The sequence below is a fragment of the Vibrio sp. 10N.286.48.B8 genome (assembly GCF_003050085.1).
Taxonomy (GTDB): domain Bacteria; phylum Pseudomonadota; class Gammaproteobacteria; order Enterobacterales; family Vibrionaceae; genus Vibrio; species Vibrio crassostreae.
On sequence record NZ_PIGD01000026.1, the window covers coordinates 48779 to 62296 of the forward strand.

Consider the following 13518-nt stretch of genomic DNA (forward strand, 5'->3'; position numbering starts at 1 on the left):
TGAGGCCAGTCATCGCCCAGTCTATTCGACAAAAAGGATAAACAAGATCGTAAACAAGATATCTATCCTATATTTTTTATATAACTCCGAAAAATAACATGGAAGTCATTTAAGCATGACCAAGCTATCTTCAATTAGCCCCAAAGTGTTGCTTGTACTCTTTCTCTTGCTTACGTCTTTGACCTACGGCGGCATTTCACTTTATGTAATCTCTAATCACAGCCAATCGACAGTCAAACAACTGCAAAGCGGTAACAGTAGCTTTGAGCTTGAGTCTGCCAAAATTTTTATGGAAAAGTATCTCGAGGTTGCAGAAGACCGCATTGTTTTAGCTTCGCAATACCAAGGGGTCATCGACGCAGTGTCTGTCTCAAATATAGAACGGCTCTCATTTCACCTTGAGCGATTCAAAGGGCAGAACCAATCAATGCAATTTGCCGTGCGAGACCGCACCGGTCAGCTGTTGTTTGAAGATACATTTCGTCATCCCGCATCAAAGCAAGAGCAAGCTATCTTTGGCGCGATAGCGAATCAGGAAGTCGATGATCGTATCCTTTACCTTTTGCATGATGATACCAACCACATTTGTCTCAAGCTATTTATGCCGTTACTTCAAGGCAGTGATTTCGTAGGCGTTCTATATGGTGAAACCGCTGTCGATTATGATGATTTCTTTGGCTCGTTTGTCACGAAACGAGAGCGTTGGTACGAGCTTAGTCAAATAAGCTCACCGATCGCATCTCTTATTGAAGAAGATGACTCACATGGCCATCATTCACACATACCAATTAAAAATAAATACAGTGAAGAAGACTGGCTATTGACTAAAACGGCTTTAACGAAAGGTGATTTAGTATTAACTCAAGGGGTAAGCCGCTCTTTTGTCACCAATCAGCTGTTAAGCTTACAGAAGGAACTGTTAAATGGGCTTTTGATTGTCTTAGCACTCAGTTCAATTTTAGTGTTTTTTATCGGGCAAAAATTATTCGTTAATCCCCACAAAGAATTGGCAGGCTCCAAAAAGCTCCTTGAGGAATCCAACAAACGATTAGCAGAGCAAGAACGTGAAAGTCATCTTCTTGCCACCGTAGTCAAGACAGCCAGAGATGGCGTTGTGATAACCGATAATAAGGGGCGTATAGAGTGGGTAAACAGTGCTTTTGAACGAATGACAGGTTATCGCTTAGACTCCATCAAAGGGTTAAGGCCAGGCTCATTTCTACAAGGTGAAGAGACTTCTGTTAGCACAGCAAATCGAATAGGTTCTGCGATTCAACAGGGGAACCAAGTTAAAGCGGAAATATTGAATTACGCGATCGACAAAACGCCCTATTGGATTGATATTGATATTGTACCTTTACGCAACGTTAAAGGTGAAGTTGAACGCTTCATTGCCATTGAACGTGATATCACAGAATTTAAGCAGCTTGAAAAAGAATTAGAAGAACAGGCAAACAATGCACGCCAGGCAAATGATGCAAAATCACTATTCTTGGCGACAATGAGCCATGAAATTAGAACTCCAATGAATGGCTTACTGGGTATTCTACAGATGTTGGTTGAAGACTTGGAAAAAGCTGAGCAAAGGGAAGTTCTTCAGTTAGCACTCGACTCAGGCGAGCACTTAATTGCCATCCTTAACGATATTTTAGACTTAGCCAAAATTGAGAATGACAGTTTAGAAATTGATCCACATTCATTCAAAATGTGCGACATCACTAACCCCGTATTAAACACTTATCAAACCTTATGTTCAGAAAAAGGGATTGAGTTTTCTTTGCTAGATAACAGCAATACCTCCTCTGTCTACAACGGTGATTCAGTTCGGATCCGACAAGTCATTCTAAATTTAGTTGGGAACGCATTGAAGTTTACAGCAAGTGGTTCGATTACTGTCAGTATCACCCCCCTAGAATACTCTGCGGTGGAGTTTACGGTCGAAGACACAGGCATCGGCATCCCAGCAGAAAGACTGAGCTCAATCTTTAATGAATTTGAGCAAGCAGATGTCTCAACAACTCGGCATTATGGTGGGACCGGACTTGGGTTGGCAATTTGCCATAAACTTGTGACCTTGATGAACGGCAAACTTACTGTACAAAGCGAACTTGGTACAGGAAGCAAGTTCAGCTTTGTCATAAACCTACCATCAATTAAGGCCGAAGATGATAAGCATCCAATAACAGAGCAAGTCGATCTGTCTCCATTTAAGATTCTTGTGACGGATGACAATAAAATGAACCTTATTATCGCCAAAGGATTCTTGGATAAATTAAACGTAGAGTGCGTTACCTGTAATAGTGGTTTTGAGGCTTTAACACACTTAGAATCAGGTGGTTTCAACCTATTCATTATTGATAACCATATGCCGGAAATGAATGGTTTGGAAACAGTTCGAAAAATACGACAAGCTGGACATGATGACCTTGTTATCTTTGGCTGGACTGCCGATATCATGCAAACATCAACTCTAGCTTTTATTGAGGCAGGTGCAAATGAAGTGTTAACGAAACCACTGATTAAGTCAGACTTAGTGGAGGCACTTTCTCGTTACCTCAACCAAATAAAACCCATAGATAGAGCAAGCTAGCCGTCGTTTGCTCTGTATTATTGATGTAATATAAACAGCACTACCTTTTATCTAAATTTCATAGTCGCTAACTCTCTAACCCACCAACCTCTTTCTCGTGGAGGTTTATCAATAATCTTTCTTGGTAACAAATCACCCAATAGAAAAACAATTATTGATGCAGATTGATTTGTAAAATACATTCATCAAATCAATCAAATGGAGATAATCGTGAAATACTTATTAAGTACTCTTCTTTGTGCTGTCATTCTTTCTGGCTGTAATTCGAGTGATGGTGGAGAACAGTCTAATCATACAAACTCTCGAGTTATTCTTGAACCGAATGTAGCCCCTATTACAACCGGTTCTTGGTACCGCCCGCCTGTTTCAGTCACGTGGCAATGGCAGCTAGAAGGCAATTTAAACACCTCTTACTCTGTCGCTCTCTATGATGTAGACCTTTTTGATACGAGAAATACGACAATACAAAATTTACAACAATCAGGAATAAAAGTGGTGTGTTATTTTTCAGCAGGCTCTTATGAGGATTATCGAGATGATAGAGAACTCTTCTTGCCAAACACGCTTGGAAACACACTTGATGGCTGGGACAACGAACGCTGGCTTGATATTCGTTCGGCTAACGTTCATTCAATCATGAAAAAACGTCTGGATATTGCCAAGAACAAAGGTTGTGATGGTGTTGAACCTGATAATATGGATGGGTACACCAACAACTCTGGGTTCAATCTGACTTCTCAAGATCAGCTCGCGTACAATCGATTTATTGCAAACGAGGCGCATAAAAGAGGCCTTGCGGTCGGATTAAAGAATGACCTTGACCAAATAAGTGAACTGGTCGAGTACTTTGACTTTGCTGTTAACGAACAATGTTTTGAGTACAACGAATGTGATGCACTGCTGCCCTTTATTAATCAAGGCAAACCCGTTTTAACAGCAGAGTACTTAGATAAGTATGTGAACAACCCCAATGAGAGAGCAGCAATATGCCAAGAATCTAGGGACAACCTATTTAGCACCCTAATCTTACCTTTGGATTTAAACGACAGTTTTAGGTTTAGCTGTTTGTAAAGCGCGCGTAATCCTAAAAATAACTGTACCGAAACTATCTAGAGCGGTTTAACTATCATATATAGCGACTAGAGAAAAAATGTGTGCATTATAGAGTTTGCTATTGTCCAAAATCTTGAGCCCAGAACCAAAAGGTATTGCCTTATTTCTTACTCGCCACAAGAACAAGGGCATCGAGAGTGCGAGGCTTAAGTTTTATTCATCGAATAATTACAGATCCCCTACTTCACCGCTTCCATTGATGCTGTTTTGTACAGTTTAGCATTGGTACATAGCCTCATTCCTCAAGGTAGTAAACAATTAATTACCTTGGCAAAGGTTGGTAGGTTGAAAAGGAAAGTAAGGTAACTCATAACTCACTGAATCACTCTCAGTCCATACGGGTAATGAAGGTTTGTTCGTCATCGACAAATGCCACATAGTCGCCGTGATAAATAAACACCCGACCTCGCCCTTCAACGATACACGCAAGCTGTGGGTTCAAATCTTCTTCAAGATCTTTACTTTGATACGTACCGGTATCGGTGATCACACCGCGGAGTGTAGGTAAAAATCCATAGCTGCGCTTGGCTTGATCAATCAGGCTCAATTCACTAGCGGTCGAGAATCAAGAGGGGATTGGACCAGCATCTTCGATAAACATAGTTTTCAGTTCTTCAAAAGCTGTAATTACCAGCCAGTCGATGCCGTTAACATGATGGATAAACATTGTTTATAAATACCTAGATTCTCGATAATTCTAATGCGGAGATTCTATCACTATCAGAGGCGATTTACGGCAGAACCCTATTTTCTTTTATCTTCCTGTTTTTAAGAGGATGCAAAGCTGATCTTCATCGCGAGTTGGACGTATAGACTCCTTAACAAGAAGGAAATACTATGGCCAACGTCTATGTCAGCATCGGAAGCAACATTAACCGCGAACACCACATCACAGAGTCTCTCAAAGCATTGAATGAACGCTTTGCACCGCTGCACATTTCTAATTTTTACGACTGCGAGCCTGTCGGCTTCGAAGGGGATAACTTCCTAAATTTGGTCGTTGGATTCGAATGTGACCTCCCTGTCGCAGAGCTAGTTAAGGTTCTACATCAAATAGAATCAGAGAATGATCGCAAGCGTCAGACCAAAGCCTATGCTTCACGGACGATGGATATCGACATCCTGCTTTATGGCAATCAAGTAGGCGTTATCGATGGCGTTGAGCTGCCTAGAGGCGAGATCACTGAGTACGCATTTGTGCTCAGGCCGTTAGTCGATATTGCCGCGAAAAAATCCCACCCCACGCTAGACATCTCCTTTGAGCAACTCTGGAACAACTTCGATCAGTTAAGCCAGAAAACCGAACCCATCCCGTTCGAGCTAAGTTTCACTTAGCCCGCACATGACTGGAAAAAGAATGACTGCAACAGGAACGACTTAACTCTTAATCGCGTGAGCTTTACTGATCTTTTCTTAAAACAAGCACGTAACTGACTTCACTTTCTAAGGATTGGACACTGTTATGAATCACAACGCCATTATCACCATTACAAACCTGAGACTCAGAACCTTCATCGGTTTCAACGAAGAAGAAAAATCTAAGCAGCAAGACATCGTCATCAATGCAGAAATCCATTATCCCGCCAACAATCTATGTCTTTCTGATGACGTGGACAATGCGCTTAACTACAAAAACATCTGCAAGAAGATTATCCAACACGTCGAATCAGGAAGGTTTCTGCTTTTAGAAAAGTTAACCAGCGACGTACTCGGTATTTGTATCGATCATACATGGGTACGATACGCCCAAGTGAGAATTGACAAGCCTCATGCTCTTCGCTTCGCTGATTCCGTTTCGCTCACCCTGAGCTATGAAGCAGAACTCGAAAACTAATCAATAAGGAGCGACTCAATGCTAAACACAGAAGCCGAAAAAGTAAGAGAAGCTTTACTCGCTAAAGGACTTGAAACCCCAATGACAGCGAGCGAAATGAACCCCGACCAAAAGTACAACCGCATTAAAGGACTGTTAACCGAAGTGGTCAGTACGCTTGGACTGGATTTAACTGATGATAGCCTTGCTGAAACGCCCCATCGTATTGCAAAGATGTACGTACATGAGATCTTCTCAGGGCTCGATTACAATAACTTCCCAAAAATCAGCGTTATAGATAACAAAATGTCCGTTGATGAAATGGTTAAGGTGTCGGACATAGATCTAACTTCGACGTGCGAACATCACTTCATTACCATCGATGGTTTAGCGGAAGTGGCCTACATCCCTGAAAACAAGATTCTGGGGCTGTCTAAAATCAACCGTATTGTTCGATTCTTCGCCCAGCGCCCTCAAGTGCAAGAACGCCTTACTCAGCAAATCCTAGTCGCGATACAGACTCTAGTCGAAACAGAAAATGTGGCCGTGACGATTAAAGCCACTCACTATTGCGTTAAATCCAGAGGCGTCATGGATGCAAACTCTGAAACCTCAACGACCGCTCTCGGTGGTATTTTCAAAACTAACCCTCAAACCAGAGCTGAGTTTTTACGATGAGTGAAACGATACTAATAACCGGCGTGGGAAAGCGACTCGGATTCGCATTGGCGCAGCAACTTTTAGCGGATGGATACAACGTGGTTGGCACTTACCGCAGCGACTATCCTCAACTGCAATTGTTGCGCGATAGTGGAGCCGACTTGCAGCAAGTAGACTTTTATCAACAAAGCAGCCTAGAAGAATTTCTTCATTATGTTGGTCAAGAATATAAGACACTCAGAGCCGTCATACACAACGCTTCCGACTGGAAGCCTGAGAACAAGACAAACCCCAGTGACAATGCATCACAAATCATGCACCAAATGATGACGATCCACGCTACCGTGCCTTATCTGTTCAATTTAACACTCAAAGACCAACTGATGTCTGGCGATAAAACTTCAGACATCATCCACATCAGTGATTACGTTGCAGAAAAAGGCAGTAAAAAACACATCGCTTACGCGGCCAGCAAAGCGGCACTCAACAACCTGACGCTGTCTTTTTCAGCAATGCTGGCTCCCAAGGTCAAAGTAAATACTCTCTCTCCAGCCATGATTAAGTTCAATGAACATGACGATGAGGCATACAAAACCAAAGCTCTGAAGAAAGCTCTGATTCCCACAGAAGCTGGCTTTGAGGAAATAATAGATGGCATCAAGTTTGTGTTGGCTAGCCACTACATGACAGGAAGAACTTTGCACCTTGATGGCGGCAGACATTTGAAGTGATGCTCTTACATTGTCTGCTACCTAAAACGGCTGCAATATAGAGAATGCTGTTAACTAGAAACCGCTATAACCTAGAAACTGCTATAAGAATGAGGAAGGCGATTTTCTTCATCCCAGCCGGACAACTCAATATTGATCAATGAGTTGCGCTTCTCATTACAAAGTGAAGCAATATTGATGATAGGCAACTGGCTACGAAACTGTGCGGTAAGGATAACCTTTTTACTTTCACTCAGGCTGTCTCGGCATTGCGCCAAAACCGCTTCAGTATCTAGCTGATGTGCGTTCTCGATAACCTGAATATCAGCGTTCTCTTGATAGCACTCTATCAGCCAAGATACGGCAGCTTCTTCTGAGCTAGTGAGTACGATGACATCTTTTGTTGCCATAAGCTCGTGGAGTTCAAGCTCTTTTAGTTCAGTTTCCATAAATACTCTCATTCAGCAGCAAATACATTAAAGTCGATTGCCCAATTTAGCCTGTGCCAAATGGTAGCCTCTATCTATCATCTCTTGTGAGCGATCAAACTCTAAGGTGCCACAGGCATTACGAGGGATCTCAAGCGTAATATCGGCGGGATAAGCGGCCAGTTTTTGGCGAGCAATGGTCGATTGCATCGCATCAAACGCTTGGTTGGCAATGTCGTAGGCAGCAAAATTAAAGCTCATTTTGCTTTTTACACTGCTACCAAGATTATCGATAAAGTGAACGACCTTTTCATGCAGGTTACTCTCTTTTGTTGGCAGGGAAACCGGTGTCACTTCTTGCTGAAGCGTTTCAGGTTCACCGCCTAAATTCACAGCCAGAGTAAAGTCTGTCTTATCACCAAAGGTAGGCGCAATCGGTACAGGGTTAAGTACACCGCCATCAATCAGCGCTTCGCCATTAATAACATGAGGAGTGAAGAACAATGGCAAAGAGATAGAAGCGCGAATGGCATCAAACAGAGAGCCTGATTGCAGCCAAACCTCTTTTTCATCGGCGACGTTGGCAGCGACAGCGGTATAAGGGATGGGCAGATCTTCAATTGAAATCTCGCCGATCAATTCACGTAGTGTGTCGATGATCTTGTCCCCTTTGAACATCCCGCTCGATTGCCATGAAAAGTCCAACATCATCGCCATATCCGATTGGTCGATACTGGTGACCCACTCTTCAAATTCATCCAACTTGCCCGCAGCGTAGACACCACCGATAAGTGCACCAATTGAACAGCCAGAGATGGATTTTATCTGATAGCCATGCTCGATTAACCAACGGATGATTCCAACGTGAACCAAGCCTCTTGCGCCACCACTGCCAAGTACCAATGAGACCGTTTTTGCCATCGTATTAATCCTTTAGTTTTTAATTCTAGGGGAGCTAACTCGCCGATTTACCAATTCGCAGATCTCAACTCACTGAGTCACTCTCAGTCCATACGGGTAATGAAGGTTTGCTCGTCATCCACAAAAGCCACATAGTCGCCGTGATAGATAAACACCCGACCACGCCCTTCCACTATACACGCTAGCTGTGGGTTCAAATCTTCTTCAAGATTTTCACTTTGATACGTGCCGGTATCAGTGATCACACCGCGGAGTTTAGGCAAAAATCCATAGCTACGCTTGGCTTGATCAATCAGGCTCAATTCACTGGTGGTAGAGAAGTAAGCTGGGATGGGACCAGCATCTTCGATAAACATCGGTTTCAGTTCTTCAAAAGCTGTAATCACCAGCCAGTCGATGCCGTTTACGTGATGGATAAACATTGTTTATAAATACCTAGTTTCTCGATAATTCTGATGCGGAGATTCTAACACTATCAGGGGCCAAACGTAGGAGAAATTGAGCTACTAGAGGCAATCCCTACCCCTGCTTATTACCCAATATATCCAACATAAAACCGGACCAGATGTCACTATCAAATCACACCAGAACGTAACCAAGCATGCAGCCAAACGTAAGTCGTTGGACTTTTTTCTGGGCCTTTAAAGTCGAACCATTTGTTGTTGAAAGTGACTTTGTTATTCCTGAAATTAAGAGCCTACCAATAAACAGACACATACTACCTACAGGGTCTAATACTAGTCGTCCGATTCTACGACTAATGTCTAACCGACTGAGTCTATTTGTTTTTTTTGGTTTGGTATAAGGTACTAACAACTAAATGTTAATGAATTTTTAATGATAGGTTGACGCATTGTTTACACTTCATGCCGTGAGTCAACAACGTTTGTTGGAATAACACACCTCAGAGTGTGAACGAAAGGAATCAAAATGAGCAGTACTTTAGAGTCCGTAAATATACCAAGAGAAAAGCCTCAAACCATTGAGAACGAGCTCTACTATGAACAACAACACAAACCAAGTTCAGAGTTTGAATCCCGAGAACAGTATCTAGAGCACGAATTACAAATCATGTCGCCTAAGCGCTGGCGTCCAAATTTGCCGTTTAAAGATTATCGATTTGAGATAGAAGACACCATCCCAGCGATGGCGGCGACCATTGGTAAAGTGGTTATGGTGGGCGCGATTGCTGCCACCTTTGCAGGGGCTCTAGGGTTAAATGAAGATTTTATTCTAGAAAACGTCCGTTATGAACTCCTCATCGCCTCTGTTTTCATTATTATTTTCTCTGGCTTCCTATTGCCGACCGCTAACCTCGCCGGTACACACGGTCCACTCATTCCTTTAATTCCGATTGTCGTTGCGGCTGGCGGACACCCAATGGCCTTTGGCTTGTTGATTGGCGCTTTTGGCTTACTCTTAGCCATCAGTAAAGGTGGCAGTATGCTGGCCAACCTCACCAGTAAAGGCGTGTGTGGCGGCTTGCTACTCTACCTCGGCTTTGTGGGAACCGCTTCTCAGGTGAAAAAACTATTCGCTTGGGCTGAAGGAATCGGTATGAGCCACATCGCTTTTGTTGTGATCTTTTGCACCATCATTCTGTACGCGCTCTTGGAGCACTTCCGTAAGCGTTGGTTAGCTGTACCTCTTAGCTGTTTGCTGGGTGGTACGATTGCATTTGCCATGGGTGCCCCATTCGCTTTCCACACTGAGCCAGGCTTACCTAACATGAACCCTATGTATTGGTGGGGAGAAGATACAGGCTGGATGCTAGGTCTACCAACGATTGAGCACTTCATGGTGGTATTGCCGTTTGCGATTCTAGCGGTAGCGATGTGGTCTCCAGATTTCTTAGGGCATCAAGTATTCCAAAAGATCAGCTACCCAGAACGTACTGAAAAAGTACACATGAACATTGACGACACCATGACTACAGCGTCTATTCGTCAAACGTTTGGTTCTCTGCTTGGTGGTACTAACTTTACGTCTTCATGGGGTACTTACATCGTACCAGCTGCGATTGCTAAACGCCCTATTCCTGCGGGTGCTTTGCTAACGGCTCTGTTCTGTATCATCGCCGCAGTTTGGGGCTACCCGATGGATTTAGCTATCTGGCAACCTGTGCTTTGTGTAGCGCTGATTGTTGGTGTATTCGTTCCATTGTTAGAAGCTGGAATGGAAATGACGCGTGAAGGGAAAACCACCCAATCAGCAGCGATTGTTGTATTTTCCTCAGCGCTCGTTAACCCTGCATTTGGTTGGGCTCTCACTATGCTGTTAGATAACTTAGGCTTAGTTGGTTGTAAAGAACGTAGTAGCGAACTGAGCAAGATGAGCCGTTGGGTGCTGCCAGGCATTATGTTCGTTGTGCTAACAAGTGTGATGGCGTTGGTTGGCCTTCTACCGGGAATCCCAGCGATTATCCCAAGCTTTCGTTAAGCTCGATTAATCTTTGGTTTTAATCGGAACACAAAAGGCCTCGCACACGCGAGGCCTTAGTTTTATCTATCAACTATTACATCCATCTTTTAGCAACTATAGCGCCCTACTTCACTGACTTAACCGCATTTTTCAGCATTGTGTTGAACTGCTGTGGTTGCTCAAGCATTGGGAAGTGGCTTGAGTCTTCAATGTAGTAAATACGGTAATCCTTGATGTATTTCCTGTTCGCCTCTGAATCCGCCGATGTCGAAATTTCTTGCTAAAAAGGTAGAAAAGTTTATAGTATTTTTCAGATAAAGTTGAGAGTCGATATGTCATTACAGAAAAAACAATCCAAAGTATCACTGAACATCAAAATCTCATCAGACTTAGATGTTCGTCTTAAACGAGCGAGAAAAGCAGCGCGTGAACAAGGGCTAATGTTCAATGTATCTCAAGAAGTTGAAAAATTTCTTGAGAAGGAAATAAAGAAAGTGGAACGCCAGCTATCAATCGATGAAGAGATTAAGAATAACCTCGAGGATCTTGGTGGGCTTAATATCGATAAAATGATGAAATCAATGGATTAATCAAAACACTAACATATTGATTAAACTGAATTTAAAAATGACAAAACGTGGAGATGATTATGGGCACAATAATTGGACTGTTAATTTTGGCTGGTATCAGTGTATTCCTAAAGCGTCAAACGGGGCTTCATTTGCATGAGTGGATTGCAAAAAAATATAAAGAATCTCAAGACAAAAAATAATGGACTCTATCAGATTGACAGGCTCCATCGATTTAACTTAAAAAACTAAGGCCCCGCACATGCGAGGCCTTGGTTTTTATATCAACGATTACATCCATCTTTTAGCAACTACAACCACCCTACTTCACTGACTTCACTGCTTTCATCAACGTTGCGTTGAACTGCTGTGGTTGCTCAAGCATTGGGAAGTGGCCTGAGTCTTCAATGTAGTAAATGCTGTAGTCTTTGATGTGTTTCTTGTTCGCTTCTGAATCGGTTGGCCATAAGCGAGCGTTAACCAATATTACTGGCACGTTCACGTTCTCATACACACGGTGTGCTTCGCCTGTCACATATTGACCTAGATAATGGCGAAACTGGTTTATCGCGATAGCTGGCGGTGCTGACGACATGTCTTGCGTTACCCAGTAAAGTAAATCCGCGTCTATGTCTTTTGGTAACGAGTCTTTCACGAACATAGTAATGCCCGCTTGGAAGTCTGCTTCAAACGGTTTGGTCATTGCATCTAGGTCGCTTTGTGAAACCGCTAGTGCGACGTTTTGCGATGTATCGACACCAATAATGCCCTTCACCCTTTTCGGCATTAGTTTAGCGGCTTCTGCAATTACGCCACCAGCCATGGAATGCCCAACTAAGATGACGGATTCGAGTTGTTCTTTCTCGATGATTGCTTTGATGTCTTCAGCGAATGCAACCATGGTGTACTCTTCGCGGTTGAACGATGAGTTACCGTGCCCTGCAAAGTCCATGGTGATGACTTGATAGTGTTTTGAAAACTCACTCACTTGGTTTTGCCACAACCTGCTGTCTAAGCTCCAACCGTGAATGAAGATCAGCGCCGTTTCCCCGCTCCCACTAGTGCCATACGCAATTTGCTCACCATCGTGAGATATCGCAATACCGTACTTAACTGTTGAATCATGAGCTATGGCACTCATGCTACTAAGCGTCATGAATACCAAAAGTGTGATGTATAGAATTAAACGTTTCATAGTGTCTCTCTACTTACTTTAGAGGGAACACAGAAAGCGCCCCTCTCAATCAATATAGCCACTATAAAGTGTGAAGTTGTAGACAGGTCAATAGTGATTTAGATAAAGGCCTCTCCCGTGATGGTGACTTAACCAACTCGTTTCTGCCCCAAGACGTGTTTAGAACGCATGAAACCATCATGAGATTTATTTAGGCAACAGCCTGTTGGACAAACTCTCAGATTCAATTGTGCAAGAGGTTCTTGCCCTATTGCGAAACAACTTGTTTCGTCAAAAAACCTTTTCGGATTGAGGAAATTTTGCGGAACAGAACCAGATTAGAAATTGAAAATAGTTTGACGCAACTTGCCTTGCTCAACTTAGCCATTGATAGCAAACTTAGAGCGAGTAATTTGCTTTCCCTCAGGGCTTGCGAGGTCTCTTCGCAAAATAGGATATTTAGCCATGTTAAGAATATTCAGCAAAAAATAGACATTGAAGTCCAATTTGAGAAAAAGACAAGAACTCGACAGAGTCTAATGAAATGGGTTTTGATGGCTTCCTACATGCCAGCAATTTTCTTTTCAAAGCCAAAGATTAGCTATTCGTACTATATGTAGTGGTACGCTGAATTTGGTCACTTAGTTAGAGGTGATATCATCACCTCATAAGTTAACAGGTGACACTATGACAAAACGTACAAGAAGACTATTTAGCGCTGAATTCAAATTAGAAGCGGCACAACTGGTTCTAGATCAGAACCACTCTGTGACAGAGGCTGCTCAAGCTATGAATGTTGGGAAGTCCACGATGGATAAGTGGGTTCGCCAACTAAAAGAGGAACGTCAGGGGAAAGCACCTAAAGCATCGCCGATGACGCCTGAGCAAATTGAAATACGTGAATTAAAAAAGAAGTTAGCTCGCCTTGAAGAGCATAATGAAATATTAAAAAAAGCCACGGCTCTGTTGATGTCGGACTCACTGAACAATTCTTGATAATCAAGAAACTCAAGCAGAGCCACAGCGTAAAAATATTATGTGAAGTGTTCAATGTTCATCGAAGCAGTTATAACTACTGGCGAAAACGTCCAGTAGAAATTGATGCCGAAACAGCAAAGC

At 42.8% G+C, this 13518-nt stretch carries 13 protein-coding genes and 4 pseudogenes; 11 read left to right on the forward strand and 6 right to left on the reverse strand.

All coding sequences use genetic code 11. The annotated features are described in order from the left end of the window. The first annotated feature begins 115 nt into the window (after window positions 1-115). Both CWO08_RS21535 and CWO08_RS21540 read left to right on the forward strand, forming a co-directional pair. Complete coding sequence (locus CWO08_RS21535; RefSeq protein WP_108021067.1) at window positions 116-2590, forward strand: ATP-binding protein; 2475 nt, start codon at window positions 116-118, stop codon at window positions 2588-2590. Window positions 2591-2800: 210 nt separating this feature from the next. Next, window positions 2801-3661, forward strand: coding sequence for an endo alpha-1,4 polygalactosaminidase (locus CWO08_RS21540; protein ID WP_102431299.1), 861 nt, complete (start codon window positions 2801-2803; stop codon window positions 3659-3661). A 370-nt stretch (window positions 3662-4031) separates the two neighbouring features. Here the strand turns inward: CWO08_RS21540 and CWO08_RS21545 are convergent. Continuing rightward, window positions 4032-4370 (reverse strand): annotated as a pseudogene (locus CWO08_RS21545) (cytosolic protein). 170 nt (window positions 4371-4540) lie between these two features. On the opposite strand from CWO08_RS21545, the gene folK reads away from it, so the two are divergent. From folK to folM, 4 genes are all read left to right on the forward strand, one after another. Next, entirely contained in the window at window positions 4541-5038 is a 498-nt protein-coding gene (gene folK / locus CWO08_RS21550; RefSeq protein ID WP_048668616.1) for a 2-amino-4-hydroxy-6-hydroxymethyldihydropteridine diphosphokinase, read from the forward strand. Window positions 5039-5165: 127 nt separating this feature from the next. Then, window positions 5166-5537: a dihydroneopterin triphosphate 2'-epimerase gene (folX, locus tag CWO08_RS21555; protein ID WP_108021068.1), complete on the forward strand. Its 372-nt coding sequence runs from the start codon at window positions 5166-5168 to the stop codon at window positions 5535-5537. An 18-nt stretch (window positions 5538-5555) separates the two neighbouring features. Beyond that, window positions 5556-6194, forward strand: coding sequence for a GTP cyclohydrolase I FolE (folE, locus tag CWO08_RS21560; RefSeq protein WP_102431301.1), 639 nt, complete (start codon window positions 5556-5558; stop codon window positions 6192-6194). Next, window positions 6191-6907 (forward strand): dihydromonapterin reductase, encoded by a 717-nt coding sequence (gene folM / locus CWO08_RS21565; protein WP_108021069.1) that lies wholly within the window; start codon window positions 6191-6193, stop codon window positions 6905-6907. Before folE ends, folM begins: the two co-directional genes overlap by 4 nt. A gap of 71 nt (window positions 6908-6978) precedes the next feature. Here folM and CWO08_RS21570 read toward each other — a convergent pair whose 3' ends face one another. The 3 genes from CWO08_RS21570 to CWO08_RS21580 form a co-directional block, all read right to left on the reverse strand. Continuing rightward, on the reverse strand, window positions 6979-7347 hold the full coding sequence (locus CWO08_RS21570; RefSeq protein WP_108021070.1) for a hypothetical protein: 369 nt from the start codon (window positions 7345-7347) through the stop codon (window positions 6979-6981). Between the two features lie 15 nt (window positions 7348-7362). Then, window positions 7363-8235, reverse strand: coding sequence for a patatin-like phospholipase family protein (locus CWO08_RS21575; RefSeq protein WP_102479177.1), 873 nt, complete (start codon window positions 8233-8235; stop codon window positions 7363-7365). An 83-nt stretch (window positions 8236-8318) separates the two neighbouring features. Then, window positions 8319-8657: a hypothetical protein gene (locus CWO08_RS21580; RefSeq protein ID WP_004734781.1), complete on the reverse strand. Its 339-nt coding sequence runs from the start codon at window positions 8655-8657 to the stop codon at window positions 8319-8321. A 508-nt stretch (window positions 8658-9165) separates the two neighbouring features. Between CWO08_RS21580 and CWO08_RS21585 the strand changes: the two genes are divergently transcribed. Then, window positions 9166-10674, forward strand: coding sequence for a DUF3360 domain-containing protein (locus CWO08_RS21585; protein WP_108021071.1), 1509 nt, complete (start codon window positions 9166-9168; stop codon window positions 10672-10674). Between the two features lie 106 nt (window positions 10675-10780). Here CWO08_RS21585 and CWO08_RS23870 read toward each other — a convergent pair. After that, a pseudogene (locus CWO08_RS23870) lies at window positions 10781-10915 on the reverse strand (alpha/beta fold hydrolase); the annotation flags it as partial. Between the two features lie 73 nt (window positions 10916-10988). Here CWO08_RS23870 and CWO08_RS21590 point away from each other — a divergent pair. After that, window positions 10989-11246, forward strand: coding sequence for a hypothetical protein (locus tag CWO08_RS21590; protein ID WP_017085640.1), 258 nt, complete (start codon window positions 10989-10991; stop codon window positions 11244-11246). A 59-nt stretch (window positions 11247-11305) separates the two neighbouring features. Then, window positions 11306-11428: a hypothetical protein gene (locus CWO08_RS24305; protein ID WP_258183960.1), complete on the forward strand. Its 123-nt coding sequence runs from the start codon at window positions 11306-11308 to the stop codon at window positions 11426-11428. 119 nt (window positions 11429-11547) lie between these two features. Here the strand turns inward: CWO08_RS24305 and CWO08_RS21595 are convergent, their stop codons facing one another. Beyond that, the gene (locus tag CWO08_RS21595; protein ID WP_108021072.1) at window positions 11548-12420 is read right to left on the reverse strand and encodes an alpha/beta fold hydrolase; all 873 of its coding nucleotides are present in this window, start codon (window positions 12418-12420) and stop codon (window positions 11548-11550) included. Window positions 12421-12662: 242 nt separating this feature from the next. On the opposite strand from CWO08_RS21595, the pseudogene CWO08_RS24310 reads away from it, so the two are divergent. Together CWO08_RS24310 and CWO08_RS21605 are read left to right on the forward strand one after the other, a co-directional pair. Then, window positions 12663-13013: pseudogene (locus CWO08_RS24310) on the forward strand (integrase); the annotation flags it as partial. A 73-nt stretch (window positions 13014-13086) separates the two neighbouring features. Continuing rightward, window positions 13087-13518: pseudogene (locus CWO08_RS21605) on the forward strand (transposase); the annotation flags it as partial.